Here is a 22023-nt window from a genome sequence, read left to right as displayed (position 1 = left end):
CATCCATGAGCGACGAACGGACGGATACCACCCTGCAGGCCGGCCCGTTCCGGCTGCGGACCCTTCTGTCCTCGGACGCGGGCGCGATGCACCGGCTGGTCAATGACTGGAGCGTCATCCGGATGCTCAGCCGCGTCCCGTTTCCCTATCCGCGCGGGCTGACGGATGAATGGATCGCCTCGACCGCCGATCTGTCCCGGCGGGGGGCGGCCTATCATTTCGCCATCACCCACCCCGAATCGGAGACGCCCGATTCGCTGATCGGCTGCATCGGGTTGCAGGTCGATCGTGGGCGCCGTTCGGCCACTGTCGGTTACTGGGTCGGGCGCCCCTACTGGAACCGCAAGGTCGCCACCAGCGCGGTGGGGCGGATCACGCGCTGGGCGCTGGCCAACATGCCGGTCGACCGGGTCGCGGCTGCCGTCGCGCATGACAATCCGGCTTCGATCGCCGTGCTGCGCCGGCTGGGTTTTCGCGAAACGGGCACCGGGCACCAGGAATTCGTCTCGCGCGGCGGCGAGCATCCGGTCCTGCTGTTCGAAGCGACGCGGGCGGATATGGCGATGGATGCTCCATCGGCGGGTTCTCCCACCCACGCGGCGGAACAGAAGCGCGTGGTACTGGTGGCCGCCGTCGCGTTGATCGATACCGACGGGCGCATCCTCCTGGCCCGGCGGCCGGAAGGCAAGCCGATGGCCGGTCTGTGGGAGTTCCCCGGCGGCAAGGTCGAGGCCGGCGAGACGCCCGAAGCGGCGCTGATCCGCGAACTGGACGAGGAGCTGGGGCTGGATGTCAGCCGTTCCTGCCTCGCGCCCTACACTTTCGTGTCGCACGATTACGGGCATTTTCACCTGCTGATGCCCGTTTATGTCTGCCGGCGCTGGAAGAACATTCCGCGCCCGCGTGAGGGTCAGACCCTGGCGTGGGTTCGGGGGAACGAGCTGTCGGCTTATCCGATGCCCGAGGCCGATCTGCCGCTGGTGCCGTTACTGCGCGATCTGGTCTGAGAGACGGTTGCAAAGCCGCGCTTAGCCGCAGGCGACTTTCAAACCTGTTCCCTACAGCGCGAACGGGGCGTCGAGTGTGAAGGTGGCCTGTTTCTGCCCGGCGATGCTGGTGCCGAAGGCGAACAGGCTGCCGCTGAGGGGCTGGTCCGCGATCTGCTGCGCCGACAGGCCCTTGCGGGCGGTGGTAACGAAGACGGTGCGGTAATCGGCGCCGCCGAAGGCCACCTTGGTGACGTTGCGGGCCGGCATGGGAATGGGTTCGACCTTCGTGCCGTCGGGGGCCAGGCGTTCGATCCGGCCGCCATCCCACACGCCGATCCACAGGAAACCCGCGCTGTCCACCGCGATGCCGTCGGGATAGCCGTCGCGCAGGGTGGCGAAGACCCGCCGGTTCGACAGGCTGCCGTCGGGCGCCACGTCGAACGCGTAGACGGTCCGGGCCGGTGAATGATTGTGATAGAGCGTGCGCCCGTCGGGCGACAGGGCCGGGCCGTTGCTGACGACATAGCCCGTATCCTCGCGCCGGATCGACAGCGCGCCGCGATCCTGGCGGACGGAATAGAGCGAGCCGGTCGGGTCGGTTTCCGCGTCATGCATGGTGCCGAACCAGAGGCGGCCGAACCGGTCCACATGGCCGTCATTGATGCGGTTGCCGGGCTGGTCGGGCTCGACCGGCAGGTCCAGGCCGAATCGGCCGGTGGCGGGCGAAAACCGGTGCAGCCCGTCGCGCAGCCCGCACAGGAAGGTGCCGTCGGTCAGCGGTACCAGGAAGCCCGGCCGGTCCGGCGCGGCCCAGGATGTCCGCTCCCCGCTTTCCGGCCGGTAGCGGTGGATCGCCTTTCCGACGATATCGACGAAATACAGGGCCTGCTCGGCTTCCGACCAGACGGGGCCTTCGCCCAGCATGGCTGGGAGCTCCCACACGCAGCGCGGCACGCCGCACATCGGTCCTTCCCTCATCGCCCATTCCTCCTGTCTGGCCGGAAGCGGATTCCGGGCCCATAATGATGGTCCATGCCATCGGACAGGGACCTGCCGCCATGAACCCGACAGCCTGCATTCTGGTCATCGGCAATGAGATTCTTTCGGGCCGGACGCAGGACGTCAATGTGCAATATATCGCACGACGCCTGTCCGAACTGGGGATCACGCTGTCCGAAGTGCGGATCATCCCCGACCGCCGCGAAATTATCGTGACCACGCTGTGCGACGTGCGGGCCCGATTCGACATGGTGTTCACCACCGGCGGCATCGGCCCGACCCATGACGACATCACCGCGCCCTGCGTGGCCGAGGCGTTTGGCGTGCCGTGGACCGTTCACCCCGAAACCTTCCGCGCGCTGGAAGCCCATTTCGCCCCGGGCGAATTCAACGCCGCCCGCCAGCGCATGGCCACCCTGCCACAGGGGGCGACCCCGATCACCAACAGCGTCTCGATCGCGCCGGGCTTCAGCATCGGCAATGTCCATGTGCTGGCCGGCGTGCCGCGGATCATGCAGGCGATGTTCGATTCCCTGGCCCCCACCCTGCCGCACGGCACGCCCGTGACCTCGCGCAGCTGGTACGCGCTGGACCTGTATGAGGGCGCGCTGGCCGCCGGCCTGTCCGAGATCCAGGACCATCATCCGGACCTCGATATCGGGTCCTATCCGTTCCGGCGGCCGGATGGGCGACGGGGCGTCGCCCTGGTCAGCAAGGGCCTGGACCGCGATGCCGTGCTGGCAGCGGCGGAGGCGACGCGCGACCTGATCACCCATCTGGGCTTTACGCCGCAGGAAGGCGAACCGCCGCCCTGAGCCTGACCGAAAATGCGCGCTGGTGGCGATCCGACGCGCGTTTCCTGTGCTTCGGTGCTCACTTCCATCAAGGCCGCTCCGCTCCGACGCTCGGAAACACACGCCGGGCGCGGCCCTCTGGGCCGCTCTCGCTCATCAGCCCACATTTTCGATCAGGCTCTCACTAAGGTCGAATCTCCATCCGGTTTCCTACCCGCCTTCGCCATCCGGCAACGCGCCGGGGGCGTGCAGGTCCGGCAGGTGGATCATCACCTGCCGGACCAGATTGGCGGAATGGCCGCCGAGCGACACCCCGTAATCGCCGGCGGGCACCACCCATTCCAGCGTGGCCGGGTTCCATCGCCCCAGCATCCGCGCATCGACCGCCAGCGTGAGATGCGTGGTCTGTCCGGGCGCGAGCTGTACGGGGCGCCAGCCGACCAGCCGCTTGGGTGCCCCGCCGCTTCCTTCCGGCAGGTCCAGATAGATCTGCGGCACGTCGCGCCCGGGCGCGGCGCCGCGATTGGTCACGCTGAAGGCGACCAGCAGCCGAGACCCGTCCCGCGTCGCCTTCAGGTCGCCATAGGTAAAACGCGCGCGGACCGACAGCCCGTATCCGAATGGAAACAGCGGCGCGACATGCGCCCGGTCGAACGCCTTGTAGCCCGCCAGATGCTCCTGGGGCGGCGCCACGCCGCCGGTAAAGGTCACCGGCAGCCGCCCGGAGAAATCGCGCTGCCCGATCAGCAGCTCCGCCAGGACATCCTCGCCGCCGTCGCGCCATGACCAGGCCTGCACAAGCCCGTCGACCAGATCCAGCCAGGGCATGCGCCGGTCGGGATCGTCCGACAGCAGGACGACGACCACGTGCCCCCCATTATCGGCCACCGCGCCGATCAGCCGGTCATCCTCGGGGCCGGCGGACAGGATCACGATATGGCTGGCCTGCGCGATATCGGGCGGCAGCGGCCCGTTTTCGGGCGCATCGGCCAGTCGCACGGTCCGTCCCGTGCGGCTCAGGGCATCGATTACCGCCCGCGCCGCCGTACGGGCCGTCCCCCCGCCCAGGACGAGGATCGGCTCGGCTGGGGTGCCGGCCAGCGGCAGGACCGCGTTTTCATTCCGCAGCAGGACCGCCCCCTCGGCCACCATCTCTTCCGCCAGCGGGTCGCGGTAGGAGGTGGGGGCGCGCAGCGCGCCGAAGGGAGGCGGATGCTCGGTCACCCCGGCTTCGTCCATCGACTGCATGACATGGGCAGCCATGTGATCCAGCCGGACGGGCGGCACGAAGCCGCCCTTCATTACCGCCTGCCGCAGGGTGGCGCCGAACAAACCCGTGTCGGCGGGTCCGGGCTCGCCCTCCGCGTCGACGCCGGCCGCCAGCGCGGACAGCAGGGCATGGCGACGGGCCGGCAGGTCGTCCGGCGTCGCATGGTCCGCCAGCAGGGCAATCATGCCGCCATATCGCCATCCGTCGCGGAGCGTGCGCTCCATGCCGTCCAGCCCCCCGCACGGCCGGAGCCCCACGGTGGCGACCTGGCAGAGCATGCCCGCCCCCCTGGCCTGCCCCAGCGCGATGGAGAGCGCCAGCATGCGGTCCTCGGACATGTCGTCGGCGCCGGGCCGGCCACGGCCGCCGAACAGCGGCAGCACATGGCCCGAGATCAGCCCGGATGCGACCTCGCCCATCATCCGGCCGGCCAGCAGCGGGTCCTCGCCATCATAGGCCCGACCCGCCGGCAGTGGGCCAATTCCGCCGACCGCTGCGAGCGCGCGCCCGCCGGCCCGGATTGCGCGGGCCTGGGCCTGCCCCACCCGCCGGGCCAGATCGCGGTCCCAGGTCGCCATCAGCGCCAGCGGGGAGGACTGGCCCGCCTCGCCATCCACCATGGCCAAGCGCAGGGCCGGCAGGCCGGCGCGCGGGACGCCGGGCAGGGTTATGATCGACACGCCCTCGGCTGGTGCGGGTGCGGGCACGACATCCGCCCGGACCAGCATCAGTTTCTCGGCCTGGGTCAGGCGGGCGGCCAGGAGCGTGGCCCGCGCCGGCCGGTCGGCCGCGCCGGCATGCGGGGCCGCCAGCAGCGACAGGGCCGCCAGAAAGGCCACGCGCCGCCATTGCCCGTGGAGCCGCCCAGGGGACCGCCGCCATGTCCGCCTGCCCGCAATGCCTGCCACGCCGCCCCTCCGATCCTTCGTCCCGTCGCGCGGCGACTCCTCGCGCGGCCCCGTATGATGGCCCTTTTCAAACCGCCGGGCACAGGGAAGGCAAGGCTTGGGATCGCCATCGCCGCCCCCATTCGTGCCCCGGTACCGATCGCCGTCGCGGGCGGCACGGAGAAAATCACCGGCCGGCTTGGCGGGGATGGCGGGCCGGGATATGAAGATGGCAGTGAAACCGGCTGAACCGTGGCCCGACCGCAGGCCCCGGACGGGCAGGACAGGCCACGGCCGCCGATCCATCAGCGGGGCCAGACCCGAGGGGACCACAGGGGCAACATGACCGTTCGACCGCCATTCGCCATTCACCGCCTTTCACCGTCGGCCCGCCTGCTGGGCGGGCTGGCGCTGTCGTCGCTCCTGGGCCTGACCGCTTGTTCCTCGTCGCATCGCCGTGCCGATGCGGGGCTGGCGATGCCGCAGAACCACCTGATCACCGAGGATCGGTCCGCCAGCGGCGGTGACGACCAGATCGGCAAGAGCGGCGTGAACGCCTATCTGTGGCGCGGTGCGATCGACACGCTGTCCTTCATGCCCTTCGCCTCGGCCGACGCGATCGGCGGCGTGATCCTGACCGACTGGTACACCCCGCCGGCGACCAAGAACGAGCGTTTCAAGATCACGGCCTATGTCCTGTCGCGCAACCTGCGTTCGGACGCGCTGCGCGTGTCCGTCTTCCGCCAGGCGCTGACCGACGGGCAGTGGGTCGATACCCCGGTCGCCCCGAACACGGTGTCGGACATCACGACCCGAATCCTGACCCGGGCGCGCCAGCTTCGCGCCGACAGTGGCGGCGGCAAGTAAGCCCCTCCCCCCCGGCGCACCGCGCCGGGGACGATGCCGGGCCCGTGCCCGGCATCCCTTCTTCGTATCGGCCGGTCGTGACAGACCGTGACGCTCCGGCCCATGCTCCTGGACCCTGCCATGACTGAAATGACCCCCGCTTCCTACGATTTCCGCACGGCCGAACCGCGCTGGCAGGCCGAGTGGGAGCGGGCGGGCGCCTTCGACGTGCCCGACGTGCCGCCGGCCGATCGCCCGAAATATTACGTGCTGGAGATGTTCCCCTATCCGTCGGGGCAGCTCCATATGGGCCATGTCCGCAACTACACGCTGGGCGACGTGGTCGCGCGCTACAAGCGGGCCAAGGGGTTTTCGGTGCTGCACCCGATGGGGTGGGACGCGTTCGGCCTGCCGGCGGAAAACGCGGCGCGGGAACGGGGCGTGCATCCGCAGGCCTGGACGCTGGACAATATCGCCGCCATGCGCGGCACGCTCAAGCGGCTGGGCTTCTCGTTCAACTGGGACCGCGAGATCGCGACCTGCCTGCCCGAATATTACGGCAAGCAGCAGAAGCTGTTCCTGGACATGCTGCAGGGCGATCTGGTCGAGCGGCGTGAGAGCTGGGTCAACTGGGACCCGGTGGACCACACCGTGCTGGCGAACGAGCAGGTGGTGGACGGGCGCGGCTGGCGGTCGGGCGCGCTGATCGAGAAGAAGAAACTTTCGCAGTGGTTCCTGCGCATCACCAAATTCGCCCCTGAGCTGCTGGAGGGCCTTTCGCACCTGCCGCGCTGGCCTGAGCGGGTCCGCATCATGCAGGAACGCTGGATCGGCCGCTCGGTCGGTGCGCGCGTGCGCTTTGCGCTGCATACGCCGCCCCAGGGGTTCGATACCGATCTGGATTCGGTCGAGGTCTATACCACCCGGCCCGACACGCTGTTCGGCATGGCGTTCCTGGCTGTTGCGGCCGACCATCCGCTGGCCGCGAAAGTCGCGGAAAACAATCCCGATGCCGCCGCCTTCATCGCCGAGTGCCGTCGCCTGGGCACCTCCGAGGAAGCGATCGAGAAGGCCGAGAAGCGCGGTTTCGATACCGGCCTGCGCGTGTCGCATCCCTTCATGCCCGATCAGAGCTTTCCGGTCTGGATCGCCAATTTCGTGCTGATGGAGTACGGTACCGGCGCCATCTTCGGCTGCCCGTGCGGCGACCAGCGCGACCTGGATTTCGCCAATGTCTATCACCTGCCCTTCCGCCCGGTCATCCTGCCGGCGGGCGAGGACGCCTCGACCTTCGCCATCACCGGCAAGGCGTGGGATGGTGACGGCACGCTGATCAATTCCGGCTTCCTGGACGGTCTGGACACCAAGGCCGCCCGGGCCGAGGCCATCAGCCGCCTGGAAGGGATGGGCGTCGGGCGGGGCGTGGAAAACTGGCGCCTGCGCGACTGGGGCATCTCGCGCCAACGCTACTGGGGCTGTCCGATCCCGGTCATTCATTGTGCCGCCTGCGGCCCGGTGCCGGTGCCCGACGACCAGTTGCCCGTCACGCTGCCCGAGGATGTGACGTTCGACCGGCCGGGCAACCCGCTGGATCACCATCCGACCTGGAAGCATGTGGCCTGTCCGCGCTGCGGCGCTGATGCGACGCGCGAAACCGACACGTTCGACACGTTCGTCGACAGTTCGTGGTATTTCGCCCGCTTCACCGCTCCGCATGCCTCCGAGCCGACCGTCCTTCCGGCTGCCAACGGCTGGCTGCCGGTCGACCAGTATATCGGCGGGATCGAGCATGCGATCCTGCATCTGCTCTATGCGCGCTTCTTTACCCGGGCGATGCGGGAGACCGGGCATCTGGGGCTGGACGAGCCGTTCGACGGGCTGTTCACGCAGGGCATGGTCAATCACGAGAGCTACCGCGACGCGGACGGGCTGTGGTTGTACCCGGAGGAAGTCGAGCGGCGTGGCGACGGCGCGGTGCATCGTGAGACCGGTGCCCCGGTGACGATCGGCCGTGTCGAGAAAATGTCCAAATCCAAGCGCAACACCGTGGCGCCGGTGGCGATCATCGAGCGGTTCGGTGCCGATACCGCGCGCTGGTTCGTGCTGTCGGACAGCCCGCCGGAACGCGACATGGAATGGACCGAGGCCGGCGTTGCCGGCGCCGCGCGCTTCCTGCAACGGCTCTACCGCGTGGTGCGGACGGTGGCCGAGACCGTGCCGGCCGCCGCGCCTGCCGAGGCCGCGCCGTCCGAAGCCGCCGATACGCTGCGCCGTGCCACCCACCGCGCCATCGCGGCCGTGAGCGAGGCGCTGGAAAGCTTCGCGATCAATGTCGCGGTGGCCCGCCTGCACGAGCTGACCTCCGCCCTGGCGGAAGCCGAGCGTGCGTCGGCCGATGCCGGCATGGACCATGCGCGGCGCGAGGCCGCGCTCGCCCTGTGCCTGCTGGCCGCCCCGATGGTTCCCCATCAGGCGGAAGACATGCTGGCCCTGCTGGAACCGGGCCAGGCGCCGGCCGTCGATCGCCCCTGGCCGGAGGCCGAGCCCGAGCTGCTGGTGGCGCGCGAGCTGACCATCGCGGTCCAGATCATGGGCAAGCTGCGCGGCACGGTGGCCGCGCCGCCCGAAGCGCCGGCCGAAACGGTGATCGCCCTGGCGGAAAACGAGCCCAATGTGGCGCGCCTGCTGGAGGGCAAGCGCATCGTCAAGCGCATCCATGTGCCCAACCGCATCGTCAATTTCGTGATCGCGGGCTGATCGCATGTTGCACCTGCCCCACCCCGACGCGCCCCGTTCGTATCGTCCGCTCCGCCGGGCGGTGCTGATGGCCATGGTGACGATGCTGGGCGGGTGCGGCTTCCAGCCCCTTTACGGATCGCCGGCCGGCAGTGTTGCCGCAGACGGGACGATCCCCGACCAGTTGCGCCAGATCTACGTGGCCAGCATCCCGGAACGGTACGGGCAGGAATTGCGGCTGTTCCTGCAACAGAACCTGGCCGGCGCCGAGCAGGAAGACCCGACCGGCTATACGCTGCGCGTCAGTTCCTATGTGATGAACGAGGCGATCGACATCCATTCGGACAACACGACCGGCCGCACCCGGGCCACGGCCCATGCGCACTGGATGCTCTATACCGTCGCACCGACCCCGGTGCTGGTGACGCAGGGCGACACGCAGGTCATGGATGGCGAGAACGAGACGTTCGAGCAATATTTCGCCCAGAACCTGAATCAGGCGGCTCTCGCGCGTCGGGTCGCGCAGGCTGTCGCCGAGCGCATTACCCAGCAGCTCGCGATCTGGTTCAAGACCCGCGCCGCGCCTGCCCAGAGGACGGTCATGCCGCAGGCTACCTATGTCGACCCGAACGCCATGCCCAATTCCAGCACCGAAATCCCGCGCCAGTCGGTCGGCGAGGACGGCCTGCCCGGCATGGCGATCGGCCGTTCCTCCCCCGATCCTTCCGGCACGGCGGGAAGCGAACCGGGCAACGGAACAGTCAACAACCAGTGAAGGTCGATGCCCGCTCGGTCGCCCGCATCCTGCGCGACCCCGGTACGCTGCGGGCCATCCTTCTGCATGGCGAGGATAGCGGCCTGATCCGCGAGCGCGCGCGCCTGGCCGCAACCGCCATCGCGCCGCAACTGGACGATCCGTTCCGCGTCGCGGTGCTGGATCGCGAGGCGGCGGATCGGCTGGAAGAAGAGATTTTCGCGCTTTCCCTCAGCGGCGGGCGGCGGGTCGTCTGGGTGCGTGACGGCGGCGACAGCCTGACGGCGCCGCTGAAGGCAAGCCTGGCCCGCAATTCCGACACGCTGGTCATCATCGAAGCCCCCGGCCTCGCCAGCCGTTCGCGCCTGCGTGCCCTGGCCGAAGCGCAGGCCGATTGCGCCGCGATCGGCTGTTACCCGGAGGAAGGGCGGGCCCTGGAGGGCACGATCCGCCAGAGCCTGGGGGAAGAGGACATCCGCATCGACGCCGATGCGCTGTCCTGGTTCGCCGGACTTCTGGGTCCGGATCGTGCCGCGATGCGCGGTGAGGTCGAGAAACTGGCTCTCTATGCCGGTCGGGGCGGGCATCTGACGCTGGATGATGTCCGCACCTGCATCGGCGATGCCGCCGGCGTATCGCTGGAAGACGCGGCCTTTGCCGCTACGGCCGGTGATCGGGCCGGCGCGGATACCGCCATCGAGCGGGCTTTGGCCGAGGGCACCAGCCCCATTGCCGTCGCGCGGGCGCTGCTGTCGCATCTGCACCGGCTGCGCCGCGCGCGAATCGCGATGGATGCGGGGCAAAGCCGGGCGGACGCCATGCGCGGACTGCGCCCGCCGGTTTTCTTCAAGCGGACCGAATCCTTTGGCCAGGCCCTGTCGCTGTGGACGGAAGAACGCCTGATGGACGCCGCCGAACAGACCCAGGCGCTGGAGAAAGAGTGCAAGCAGACCGGTGCGCCGGACCTCGCGCTGTGTCGCCGTCACATCGCGCGCCTGGCCGCGACCGCGACGATGCTGCGCCGCGAGCGCTGACGCGTCGTCCCCTTTCCCTTCGCGGGGCGCTTGCCCGAATCTCTGTGCTCGGTTAGAAACAGGCTGTGTGTCCGCGTAGCTCAGCAGGATAGAGCACAGGATTCCTGGTTTTCAAATTGGGCGTCATGGCGGGAAACCTCATGACGGATCCGCTCAAATTCGGGGAACGCTCTGACACGATGTGTCGTGCCGATCCCGAGCCAAGCCCGGCCCTGCTGGGAAGGTGTAGAGACTGGACGGGCGGCACCTGTCGGCCTTCGGGCCCAGGGTGAAGGGACAGTCCAGACCACGAACGCCATTTCCGGATGGCGGCGGCGAAAGCCGAAGTGGGATGAATCCTGGGGCCGTGGGTTCGAATCCCGCCGCGGACACCACAAGACGCCGCAGATGCGTTGCACCCTGTCAGCCTGTTCATTGCCATGCCGCGCGAGCGGGGCAGCCATTGCTTTTCGGCAAGCATGCATGACGGTGACATTCTTATGCCCGAGGCGTCGAAAGACATAAAAAAACCACAGACGATGCCGGTTATTCGTCAGTAATCGGGTGACGGATAACAGATCCGCAGCCCAAGAGGTTATATGTACCTTCGATAAACGCGCCCGGAGGCATGAAAGAAAATCACAGCCATCGTTTGAATGATTGCCAAATAGTCCTGCACTGACGCGGCACGGTGGGACCCAGTCGCCCGCCGCACGCTATGGCCCAGATGGGGGAAATTCCAAATTCCCTCATATACTTCGCGCAGGATATCAAGCGGCCCGGCCGGCCTTGACCCCCATCTCGCCGGACGCTGTGTCTCATGAAACCAGCTGTACTATTTTTTCAACGCCGATATGGCTTTTCCCCCCGACCCGACCGCGTTACATCGTAGTCCGATCATCGCATTGGGACACATATCTCTTCATGCATAACAGTTCGACGTCCGAGCCGAATACCACTACTCGGGATGAGCCCATCGCCATCATCGGCGCATCCTGCCGCCTTCCCGGGGCGCCGGACGTCACCAGCCTGTGGCAGTTGCTGGACGAGGAGCGCGAAAGTGTGCGCCCGATCCCGGCGAATCGTTTTCCGCTCCGGGATTTCTGGCATCCTCGTCGCGGCGAGACGGGCAAGTTCTATGCCACGCGGGCGTCGACACTGGATGAGATCGAACTGTTCGATGCCGCCTTTTTCGGCATTTCGGCCCGCGAGGCCAGGCAGATGGACCCGCAGCAGCGACTGCTGCTGGAACTGGCCTGGGAAGCCCTGGAAGACGCGGGCACGACGGCGGACCGCATCGCGTCGGCCGGCGTCTATGTCGGCGCGTCGGGCCTGGAATATGCCAACCTCCGCCTGACCGACCCGTCATCGGGCAATGCCTATTTCATGCCCGGCAACACGCTGAGCATCTTCTCGAACCGCGTCTCCTACGCTCTGGGCCTGCACGGGCCGAGCATGACCATCGATACCGCCTGCTCATCCTCGCTGTTCGCCCTTCACGAGGCGTGCGAGGACCTGCGTGCGGGCCGGACGGGCGTGGCTCTGGTCGGCGGTGTCAGCATGCTGCTGACGCCTTACCCCTTCATCGGCTTCTGCGCCGCGAGCATGCTGTCCCCGACGGGGCGGTGCCATGCCTTCAGCGCCGATGCGGACGGCTATGTCCGTGGCGAGGGCGGCGTCATGCTGCTGCTCAAGCCCCTGTCGGCCGCGCAGCGGGATGGCGACGACATCCGTGCCGTGATCATGGCCAGCGGGATCAATGCCGATGGCCGGACGCCGGGCCTGACATTCCCCAGCGCCCAGGCCCAGGCCGAGCTGCTGCGCGAGGTCTACGGGAAGGCCGGTGTCTCGGCGGACCAGGTCGCCTTCGTCGAGGCGCATGGCACCGGCACCCAGGCGGGTGACCCGGTGGAGACGAACGCGCTCGGCACTGCCCTGGGCCAGTTGCGCGATACGCCCCTGCCGATTGGTTCGGTCAAGACCAATCTCGGGCATCTGGAACCGGCGTCGGGCCTGGTCAGCATGCTAAAGGCCATGCTGGCCCTGCAGAACCGGCGCCTGCCTGCCTCGCTGCATTGCACGAACCCGAATCCGGCCATCCCCTTCGCCGAACTCAACCTGGAAGTCGTCACCGAGGCCCGGCCTCTCGCGGATGGACCGCTGATCGCCGGCGTCAACAATTTCGGTTTCGGCGGCGCCAACGCCCATGTGATCCTTGCCAGCGCACCGGAGCCCGCTGTTGCGCCACCTGTCGCGACCCCGTCGGGTGACGCGGTGCCGCTGCTGCTGTCCGCCCGCTCCGAAGCCGGCCTGGCCAGCCTTGCGCGCGTCTGGTCCACCCGGACGTGGACCGATGCCGAGCTGCGCGGTCTGGCGACCCGGCGGACACACCTGTCTCATCGCCTGGGCGTTCCGGCGGGAGACGCGGCGGAGATGCGCGCGGCGCTGGCCGCGTGGGTCGATACGCACGCCCATGCGGATGTGGTGACCGGGCAGGCGCTCGCCCAGGCGCGCACCGTCTTCGTGTTTTCCGGCAATGGCAGCCAGTTCTCGGGCATGGGGCAGGATCTGCTGGAGATCAGCCCTGTCTTCGCTGCCGGGGTGGGCGAGGCGGATGCCGCCCTGCGTCCGCATCTCGGATGGTCGGTTCTGGAGGCGATGCGGTCGGGCGACTGGTCGGCCGATCCGGCCGACATCGCGCAGCCCATGCTGTTCGCCTTCCAGATCGGCGTTCTGCGCGGGCTGGAGCGGCAGGGGCTCAAGGCCGATATCGTCGTCGGCCACAGCGTCGGCGAAATCGCGGCCGGGGTCCATGCCGGCATGCTGGAAATGGACGAAGCCGCGCGTATCGTCGCCCTGCGCAGCCGCCATCAGGCAACGGCACCCGGTGGCGGCATGGCCGCGCTGCATGGCGATGTCGAAGAGGCCAGGCGTCTGCTGGCCGAAGCGGCGCCGACCCTGGAAATCGCGGCCTTCAATGCGCCGAATGCGCTGGCTGTGGCCGGCGAGGCCGAAGCGCTCGATCGGCTGGAGGCGGCGAAGGGTGGTTCCTCGCTGCTGATCCACCGCCTTAAGGTGGGTTATGCCTATCACAGCAGCCAGATGGACCGGATCGCCGACGCGCTGATCCGCGATCTGGGTGAGATCACCGCCCGTCAGCCGGACCGGCTGATGATCTCGACCGTGACCAGCCAGTCCTTCACGACCCTGCCCGATGCCGATTACTGGTGGCGTAATGTCCGCGCGCCGGTTCTGTTTGCCGAATCGGTGCGCCAGGCGGCGGCGGAAGGCGGCACGGTCTTCGTCGAGATCGGTCCCCGTCCGGTCCTGCAGCATTATCTGCGCGACATCCTGAAGGGTGGCGACGCGCAAACCCGCGTCATGCCGGCGGTCCCGGCCAAGATCACGACCGATCCGTTCCCCCGCACCGCACTGGCGTGCTTTGCGGCGGGTTGCGACATCCTGTCCGCGTCGCATTTCGCCGGTCCGACCCAGGTCCGGGGCCTGCCCGGCGTGCAGTGGCAGCGCGAGCGGCACTGGTACGAACCCACCGAGGAAGCCCTGGCGGTACTGTGGAACCAGCAGGGCACGCACCCCCTGCTGGGCGACCACGGCAAGACGGACGCAAGCGAGTGGACCGCGCACCTGGACGGCGCGGTGCAGCCCTGGCTGGCCGACCACAAGGTTGGCGACACGATCGTCCTGGCCGCGGCCTGCCTGATCGAATTCGCCTTCACGGCCGCGCGGGCGACATGGCCGGACGCGCAGATGCTGGAACTGCGCGATTTCCAGATCCTGCGCCCCGTCATCATCGAGCAGACGCAACTGCGCGAAATCCGGGTCCGGCTGTCGGCGGACGGCGCCGTGACCATCGACAGCCGTCCCCGGCTGTCCCACGCGGTCTGGACGCGCCATGCCACCGCCCGCGCCGGGCTGTCGCCGGTCGCCCCGGCCGCCCTGCCGTCGGCCGCCACCGATACCGACATGACGGGCGACGCGCTTTACGCCACGGCCCGCGCTGCCGGGCTGGCCTATGGGCCGGCCTTCCGCCGGGTTGGCGGGATCTCCATGGCTACGGGCCGGGTGGAGGCCACCCTGACCGGCGAGGCGCCGATCGACGGCCTGACCCTGGACCCGACGGCGCTGGACGGCACCTTCCAGGCCCTGGTCGGGCTGGCCGTCAACCATGCCGATGCCCAGTCCACCGAAGCCCCGCTGCCGCGCAAATTCGGCATCATCCGGCTGGACCTGACCGCCGGCGCGCCCGCACGCGGCCAGGCGGTCGTTACGACCTCCGGCCCGCGCGAGACCGAGGCCGATATCGTGATGCTGGATGCCACCGGCCGCGCCGTGCTGTCGGCCACCGGCTGCTGGTTCACCCGCATGCCGGGCGAACGCCCGGTGCCGGTCGCCGAACGCAGCTTCCATGAGATCTGGCTGCCGGCGCCTGTCGCGTCGGCCCCGCTGTCCGACGAGCGGTTCCTGGCCCTGCGCCCGGCCATGGAGACGCCGGCTGGCGATGCGGATGACAAGGATGCCGGCCTGCTGGCCCATACGATCCTGGCCGGACTCCGCGCCTCGAAGGCTCCGGCCACCGAGGATGCGCCGGACCTTGCCCGTCTTTGGCAGACCCTTTTCCTCGACCTGCCGCAATGGTTGCCGGCGGCCCTGCTGCTCGCCTGGTTACAGGAGCGGAAGAGCGCGGGCACTGCCCCCGATGCGGCGCGCGGCGACGATTCGTTCCCCGATATCGCCTTCCGGCAGCTGCTCTCCGGCCGCAGCGTGGAACTGGCGGCCGAGCAGATCGCGACCACCATCGCCGCCTATGTGCAGGACTGGCCGCAGGACCGGCCGATCCGCGTGCTGGAACTGCATGCCGACCGTGCGGCCCTGACCCGCGCGCTTGCCCCGCGCCTCGCGAGCCTGCCGGGCCGGCTGGACTATACGATCCTGGAGCCGAATCGCGAGCGACAGGCCCGGTTGCGCCCGACCGTGCTGGCCCACCTGCCCGGCATCGTCATGGCCGAGACCGTGCCCGAGGGTGTGTATGACGTGCTGGTCGCCTATGCCCCCGGCCTGCACGGCATGGTGCCGGCGACGACGCTCGCCCATGCCGACCGCCTTGCGCCGGGGGGGCTGATCCTGGTGGCCGAGGCGGCCGAGGATGCGGGCTGGGCCACGTTGCGCGACCTGTCGCCCGAGCCGCTGCTGACGATTGCCGCCTGGCGCGACCTGCCGCACCGCCTGCGCGCGGTGGCCGAAAGCGTGCCCGCCCAGGCGCCCTTCCCGCTCGCCGTGCTGGCGGCGGTCGCGGTCGAAGCCGAGGATGCCGAAGCGGACGCCGAGAGCGTGCCCGCGCCGCCCGCGATTCGCCTGTCCCATGCGCCCGCGCATGATGAGGGCGCGGATGAGGCCACGCTCACCGCCCGTGCGATGCTGGCCCTGGCCGGTGACGCCCGTGCGGCGGCCGAGGCTGGAGAATGTCTGGCCGTCGTGACTCGTGATGCGGCCACCACGCCGCACGAGGCCGCGCGCGTCGCCATGGGCCGGACGATCGCCAACGAGTTCCCTGCCCTGCGCTGTCGCCGGATCGACCTGTCCGCCACCCTGTCGGAGGCTGCGATCACGGCCGCCCTGGATGCGGAGCGCAACGCCACGGACGATGAGCGCGAAGTGCGCTGGACGGAAGAAGGCCGGCTGGTCCGCCGCCTGCGCGAGGGCCTGCCGGCGCGCGCGGCGGCGGCGGCGGTGGATGTGCGGCTGATCCAGCCCGTGCCCGGTCCGCTCGACCGCCTGTGCTGGATGCCGGAGCCCCGGATCGAGCCCGGCCCGCGTGACGTGGTGATCGACGTCCAGGCCAGCGGGCTGAATTATCGCGATGTGCTGTCGGCCATCGGCATGCTGCCCGACGAATTGCTGCTGGACGGTTTTGCCGGCGCGACGCTGGGCATGGAATGCGCGGGCACCGTGCTGGAAGTCGGGGCGGAGGTCACCGACCTGGCCCCCGGCGACCGCGTCATGGCCCTGGCCGCCGCCGCGCATGCCAGCCGTGTGGTCACCGACCGGCGCAGCGTCTTCGCGCTGCCGGAATGGTTGTCCTTCGCGGCCGGCGCGACCATTCCCGTCACCTATCTGACCGTGCTGTATGCGCTGGAGACCGTTGGCGCGCTGCGGGCCGGCGAGACGATCCTGATCCACGGTGCCGCCGGCGGTGTCGGCATGGCCGCGATTCAATATGCCAGCCATGTCGGGGCGCGCATCATCGCCACCGCCGGTTCGCCCGCCAAGCGGGCGGCCCTGCGCGAACTGGGGATCGAAACCGTCCTGGACAGCCGGTCGCTGCGTTTCGGGGCCGATGTCCTGGCTGCCACCGGTGGGCAGGGTGTGGACGTGGTGCTCAATGCCCTCAGCGGCGAGGCCATGGAGCGCAGCCTTGAGCTGGTGCGCCCCTTCGGCCGCTTCCTGGAACTGGGCAAGCGCGACTTCCTGGCCAATACGCGGGTCGGCATTGGCCCGATGCGGCAGAATGTCAGCTATCACGCGATCGACGTCGATGCGCTGGTGCGGCATCGCCCGGATCTGGTCTCGACCGTGACGGACCGCCTGCACGCCCTGCTCGAGGACGGTGCGATCGGGCCGCTGCCTTATACCGCCTTCCCGGCCTCTGCCGCGACCGATGCGTTCGCCCTGATGCGGACCTCGGCCCATGTCGGCAAGATCGTGCTGACGATGGGGCCGGTCCATGTGCCGCCGACGCTGGATGTCCCGGCTGACCGCACCGTGCTGGTCACGGGCGGCATCGGCGGTTTCGGTGCGCGCGCGGCGCGGTGGCTTGTCGCCCGTGGGGCCCGCCACCTGGTGCTGGTCAGCCGGCGTGGGCCGGCGGCCGAGGGCGTCGCGGCGCTGCGCGAGACGCTGCTGGAGGCCGGTGCGCAGGCGGTGGAGGTCCGTGCCTGCGACGTGACCGACCGCGCGCGCCTGGGCGCCCTGGTTGCTGAGATCCGTGCCACGATGCCGCCCCTGGGCGGGATCGTGCATGCCGCCGTCACCGTGGCGGACGGGCTGGTCGCGACCCTCTCCGAGGAGCAGGTCACCGCATCGGTCCAGGCCAAGCTGGCCGGCGCCCTGTCGCTGGACGCGCTGACGCGCGACGATCCTCTGTCGCTGTTCCTGGTCTTCTCGTCCGCCACCATCACGCTCGGCGCGCCGGGCCAGGGTGCGTATGTGGCGGCCAACGCGGCGGTCGAGGCCATGATCCAGCGTCGGCGCGATGCGGGCCTGCCCGGCTGCGCCGTCCGCTGGGGGCCGATCGCCGATGCCGGCTTCCTGGAACGCAACGAGGCGGCGCGCGAGGCGCTGGACCGGCGGCTGGGTGCGCGCTCGATGCGTTCGATGGCCGCGCTGGATGCCCTGCCCGACCTGCTGGCCTCGTCCGATCCCTGGCCGGTCCTGGCCGAAATGGACTGGCAGGCCACCGGCAGCCTGCCGATCCTGAGCGAGCCGCTGTTCGGTGCCGTGGCGCGACGCCGGGACGAGGACAGCGACACCGGCGACCTGATGAGCCTGCTGGCCACGGCCAGCGAGGACCGGCGGGAGGAAATCGTCGCCGACCTGATCCTGGGCGAACTGACCCGCATCATGCAGACCGACCGCGAGGCCCTGCCCATGGACCAGCCGCTGGCCGAACTGGGGATGGATTCGCTGACGGCGGTCGAACTGGCGCTGGGGCTGGAACGCCGGCTGGGCGTGTCGCTGCCCGGCTTCGCCTGGCAGGAAATGACGGTCCGGCGCGTCGCGCGCCAGGTGTCCACCCTGCTGGGCAACAAGGGACAGGATGCCCCCGCCGCCACGCCGGACGAGGCCGTGATGGCCCGTCACCTGTCGGATGAGGAGCGGCACGTCGTGGCCGAGGCCGCCGAAGCACCAGAGGCCGCCGAAGCACCAGAGGCCCCCGAGCCTGCTCTTTCGAACGAAGAAGAAACCATCCGATGACGGGACCGAAATTCGGCCGGCGGCTGGGCGAGCGCATCAAGCTCCTCGCCAGCCTCTCGGGCGCCGCGCCGGCCGAGACCGGCACGCGCGGCTGGTCGCTGCCGGGCGTGGAGGAAATGGAGTTCATGGCGAAGCGGGCGGCGGCGCTGGGCGTCTCCGATCCGTTCTTCCGCCAGCATGACGGGCTGGCCGCGGCCACGACCCTGATCGACGGGCGCGAATACATCAATTTCTCGTCCTACGATTATCTGGGCCTGAACGGCGATCCGCGCGTGATCGGGCGGGTGGAGGAGGCGCTCCATCGCTTCGGCACAACGGTTTCGGCCAGCCGCATGGTCTCGGGCGAACGCCCGTTCCATCGGGAGCTGGAGCGCGCCCTGGCCGAATGGCATGGCGCCGAAGATTGCGTCGTGATGGTGTCGGGCCACGCCACCAACGTGACCACGCTGGCGCAGCTGATGCGGCCGGGCGACCTGATCATCCATGATGCGCTGGCCCATAACAGCCTGATCCAGGGCGCGATCCTGTCGGGCGCGCGGCGCATCGCCTTTACCCATAACGATGTCGCGGCGGCGCGCGAGCAGCTCTGGATGCATCGCCGGGCCCACAAGCGCGCGCTGCTGGTCCTTGAAGGCCATTACAGCATGGATGGCGACATCCCCGACCTGGCGGCCTTCGTCGATCTGGCGCGCGAATTCGACTGCATGACGCTGGTGGACGAGGCGCATTCGACCGGCGTGCTCGGCGCGCGCGGGCATGGCATTGCCGAAGAGGCAGGCGTGGCGCCCGAGTCGATTGATCTGTGGATGGGCACGCTCAGCAAGAGCCTGATCTCCTGCGGCGGCTACATCGCCGGCCGTGCCGACATCATCACCTATCTGAAGCGTACTGCCGCCGGCTTCGTCTATTCCGTCGGGCTGCCGCCGACCAATGCCGCCGCCTCGATGGCGGCGCTGGACATCATTCGCGAGGAGCCCTGGCGCATCGCGCGCCTGCGCGAGAATTCAACCCAGTTGCTGCGCCTGTTCTGCGAGGCCGGGTTCGATACCGGTACCTCCGAGGGTTACGGCATCGTGCCGCTGGTCACCGGCAGTTCCCTGCTGGCCGGCCGCCTGTCGCAGGCCCTGTTCGAACGGGGACTTAACGTCCAGCCCATCATTCACCCGGCAGTGCCGGAAAAGGCGGCGCGCCTGCGCTTTTTCGTCAGCGCATCGCACACGCCCGAGCAGATCGAACAGACCGTATCCCTGGTCGGTCAGGCCATGCGGGCCCTGTCGGAATAGGCCGACAGGATCCGCCGCACCGAGCCCTCGACCGCGAGGGCTCGCCCCTCGGGGGTGAAGAAATCGCCCTCGACCAGTACTTCCTGAATCAGCATGCGGCAGAACGCGTCGAGCAGTTCGCTGTCCGGCTTGCTCGCCTCCTGCCAGAAGCGATCCAGGGGTTTCTGGAACGTCAGCCCTTCGACATCGTAGATGGCTTCGCCCAGGATCTTGACCGGCCTGTTGCGCCGCAGCGCCAGCAACCCGACCGTGCTGTTGACCGTCACAATCCCCTCGCTGGCATCCAGAACGGGATCGAGCGGGCCGTCGGCCATGAAATAGACCCGCTGCGCGATGCCCAGCGCGCGCGCGTGCCGCCCGATCAGCCCATCCCAATCAGTCAGGCGCGGATCGAGCGGATGCCGGCGGATGACCAGGGAGAGCGATGCGGGCGCATGCCTGGCGAAGGAGACCAGGATACGCTCCAGCGCCTCGGCCATGCTGTGGAACGGCGAATGGACCCGCAACTGGTAATCGCCATCCAGTTGCATGGGCACCAGCATGAACGGCCCGTCGGGCAGCGTCGCTTCCTTCGGCTTGCGCAGCAATCGCCCCGCCCAGTCCCGCAGCCAGCCCGCATATTCCACGAACGGACTGACCACGGCATGAAAGCGCGCGTGGGGAAACAGCGGCGTCATGGCCACGCGCAGCCCATGGTAGGACACATCATAGACAGCGCGCCGCAGGAAATCGGAATGCGGGTTGTAGCGCATGGGCGGCCATGGCGGCCTGCCCCGTTCGCGGATCGCCGCGGCATCGCGCGGCAGGGCCGAAAATCCGTTGACGCCATGGGGCTCCAGCGTGATCCAGCCGGGCCTCAGATATCCTTCCTCGAACACCCAGATGGCGATCCCGCGCGCCCGTGCGATGTCGGTCGCCACCAGATGAATCGGGCGACAGTCACCAAACAGGATGATCGCATCCGGCCTGTCCTCATCGACGATCTTTTCGAGAAAGCCAGGCAGGTCGTCCTGCCGTCCACGAAACCACGTGACATCGTGTGAAAAGACGACATCCCCGCCATTGAAGGCGATGCGGCGGACATGATGACCGGCAGCCCGGAGCGCCACCGCCAGTTCAGAGAAGAACGGCGTGGCATTCCCCTGCAGCATCAGAAAACTCAGCAAACCGTCCCCACCTTCCTATCCGTCACATGAACGCGCCATGGCGCGCATGCCCGCTATCCCCCATCCCTGCCGTCGAGTACGGCCAGGGCGGTCAGTCCGGCCACCACCTGGGTCGGCCAGTCGGCGAATGACGGTGCGGCGACCCTGCCCGCCGCGCTGTCATCCGCGCTCAATTCCCGGATCGCACGCCGCCAGCCAGGCCCATCCAGAGGGTCGAGATAGACGGGCAGGTCTCCGGCGATCTCGCGGAAAACCGGCAGATCGCTGCACAGGCACGGGATACCCATCGCCAGGGCCTCCAGCAGCGGAAGACCGAACCCTTCGGCGAACGACGGGAACAGCAGCGCGCGCGCGCCATGGACCAGACCGGCGACAGCCTTGTCGGACAAGGTGGCATATTCATGCACGATCCCCTGCAGAGCCGGGCATCGCTCGATCATGTCCAGGATATTTTCATTTTCCCATCCGCGCCGCCCGATGATCACCAGATGCGGCAGCGGGGCGGAACCGCCCTCGGCTGCCATCTGGCGCCAGAGATTCAGCAGCAGCAGGTGATTCTTTCGCGGCTCGATCGTCCCCAGGATGACGAAATAGGGCGCATCCGGCGCCAGGCTACCGACGGACGCAGGGACATTGGAGGGGACGAGGCACCCGTGATGCACCACGCTGACCGGCGGGCAGTGTCCGTGCGGGGCCAGATAGGTCCGCAGGGACTCCTCAACCGGCCGAGACGGCACGATCACGGCCTCCGCCAGTCGTCCCACCGTATCCATGCGCCGGCGATGGCGGTCAGGTTCGGTGGGACGGGCATATTCGGGATATTCGATCGGGATCAGGTCATGGACCATGACCGCCATCCCGGCATCCGCACGTTTCAGGAACGCCTCGATCACGTCCTGGCGCATCAGGTGATGATGCGAAAGAAGAAGATATGTCCGGCGCTGTTTCGTATTGCCGACCGCCCCGAGTGCCGCGGCCTGCAGCAGCATTCCGGCCATCAGCGATGCGGCGCGCGACGGCCGCGTGCCGCTTGCCCAGGCCCGCGCCAGAATCCGCAGGAAGCAATCCGTCAGGCGGCGCGGTAGGACGCCGATCCGCCCGATCGGATGCCAGGCCACGAACATGACCCGCGAAGACGGAAAGCGCATGAGATACAGCGCATATTCCAGTTCCACGCGGTCGATCCCCGTCGGTACCGCACTACCGGCGCGCGACAGCAGGCGGGAGATATCCAGCAGGACCGGACGGGGCATGATATCGGCGCGTCGTCGCGAACCTTGAACCTGGCCATCGA

The 22023-nt window shown here is 68.8% G+C and carries 12 protein-coding genes; 8 read left to right on the top strand and 4 right to left on the bottom strand.

The window, feature by feature from the left end; translation table 11 throughout:
• Positions 1-5: 5 nt before the first annotated feature.
• Complete coding sequence (locus HLH29_RS19855; RefSeq protein WP_182965342.1) at positions 6-1007, top strand: bifunctional GNAT family N-acetyltransferase/(deoxy)nucleoside triphosphate pyrophosphohydrolase; 1002 nt, start codon at positions 6-8, stop codon at positions 1005-1007.
• A 51-nt stretch (positions 1008-1058) separates the two neighbouring features.
• On the opposite strand, the gene HLH29_RS07505 is transcribed toward HLH29_RS19855, so the two are convergent.
• Positions 1059-1967 carry an SMP-30/gluconolactonase/LRE family protein gene (locus HLH29_RS07505; RefSeq protein ID WP_182965341.1) on the bottom strand — a complete coding sequence of 303 codons (909 nt, stop codon included), beginning with the start codon at positions 1965-1967 and terminating at the stop codon, positions 1059-1061.
• 80 nt (positions 1968-2047) lie between these two features.
• Here HLH29_RS07505 and HLH29_RS07500 point away from each other — a divergent pair, with 80 nt between their 5' ends.
• Positions 2048-2803, top strand: coding sequence for a competence/damage-inducible protein A (locus tag HLH29_RS07500; protein WP_182965339.1), 756 nt, complete (start codon positions 2048-2050; stop codon positions 2801-2803).
• A gap of 189 nt (positions 2804-2992) precedes the next feature.
• Here HLH29_RS07500 and HLH29_RS19985 read toward each other — a convergent pair whose 3' ends face one another.
• Positions 2993-4960 carry a glycoside hydrolase family 3 C-terminal domain-containing protein gene (locus tag HLH29_RS19985; RefSeq protein WP_338030199.1) on the bottom strand — a complete coding sequence of 656 codons (1968 nt, stop codon included), beginning with the start codon at positions 4958-4960 and terminating at the stop codon, positions 2993-2995.
• Positions 4961-5281: 321 nt separating this feature from the next.
• Between HLH29_RS19985 and HLH29_RS07490 the strand changes: the two genes are divergently transcribed.
• The 6 genes from HLH29_RS07490 (at position 5282) to HLH29_RS07465 (ending at position 19563) form a co-directional block, all read left to right on the top strand.
• Entirely contained in the window at positions 5282-5806 is a 525-nt protein-coding gene (locus tag HLH29_RS07490) for a DUF3576 domain-containing protein (protein WP_182965337.1), read from the top strand.
• 120 nt (positions 5807-5926) lie between these two features.
• On the top strand, positions 5927-8542 hold the full coding sequence (leuS, locus tag HLH29_RS07485; protein WP_182965335.1) for a leucine--tRNA ligase: 2616 nt from the start codon (positions 5927-5929) through the stop codon (positions 8540-8542).
• Between the two features lie 4 nt (positions 8543-8546).
• Positions 8547-9296: an LPS assembly lipoprotein LptE gene (locus HLH29_RS07480; protein ID WP_182965333.1), complete on the top strand. Its 750-nt coding sequence runs from the start codon at positions 8547-8549 to the stop codon at positions 9294-9296.
• A complete protein-coding gene (gene holA, locus HLH29_RS07475; protein ID WP_182965330.1) occupies positions 9293-10309 on the top strand; it encodes a DNA polymerase III subunit delta in 1017 nt (338 codons plus the stop codon). The genes HLH29_RS07480 and holA overlap by 4 nt, the downstream gene beginning before the upstream one ends.
• Positions 10310-11212: 903 nt before the next feature.
• Positions 11213-18280, top strand: coding sequence for a type I polyketide synthase (locus HLH29_RS07470; protein ID WP_182965328.1), 7068 nt, complete (start codon positions 11213-11215; stop codon positions 18278-18280).
• Positions 18277-19563 (top strand): aminotransferase class I/II-fold pyridoxal phosphate-dependent enzyme, encoded by a 1287-nt coding sequence (locus tag HLH29_RS07465; RefSeq protein WP_182965326.1) that lies wholly within the window; start codon positions 18277-18279, stop codon positions 19561-19563. Before HLH29_RS07470 ends, HLH29_RS07465 begins: the two co-directional genes overlap by 4 nt.
• Here HLH29_RS07465 and HLH29_RS07460 read toward each other — a convergent pair.
• Complete coding sequence (locus tag HLH29_RS07460) at positions 19536-20729, bottom strand: capsule biosynthesis protein (RefSeq protein ID WP_182965324.1); 1194 nt, start codon at positions 20727-20729, stop codon at positions 19536-19538. The genes HLH29_RS07465 and HLH29_RS07460 overlap by 28 nt on opposite strands.
• A gap of 53 nt (positions 20730-20782) precedes the next feature.
• Positions 20783-21982, bottom strand: a complete 1200-nt coding sequence (locus tag HLH29_RS07455) for a glycosyltransferase family 4 protein (protein WP_220791423.1) — start codon at positions 21980-21982, stop codon at positions 20783-20785.
• Positions 21983-22023 lie beyond the last annotated feature (41 nt).

The sequence above is a fragment of the Gluconacetobacter tumulicola genome (assembly GCF_014174215.1).
GTDB classification, from domain to species: Bacteria; Pseudomonadota; Alphaproteobacteria; order Acetobacterales; family Acetobacteraceae; genus Gluconacetobacter; species Gluconacetobacter tumulicola.
This window is presented reverse-complemented; position numbering and strand designations above follow the sequence as displayed.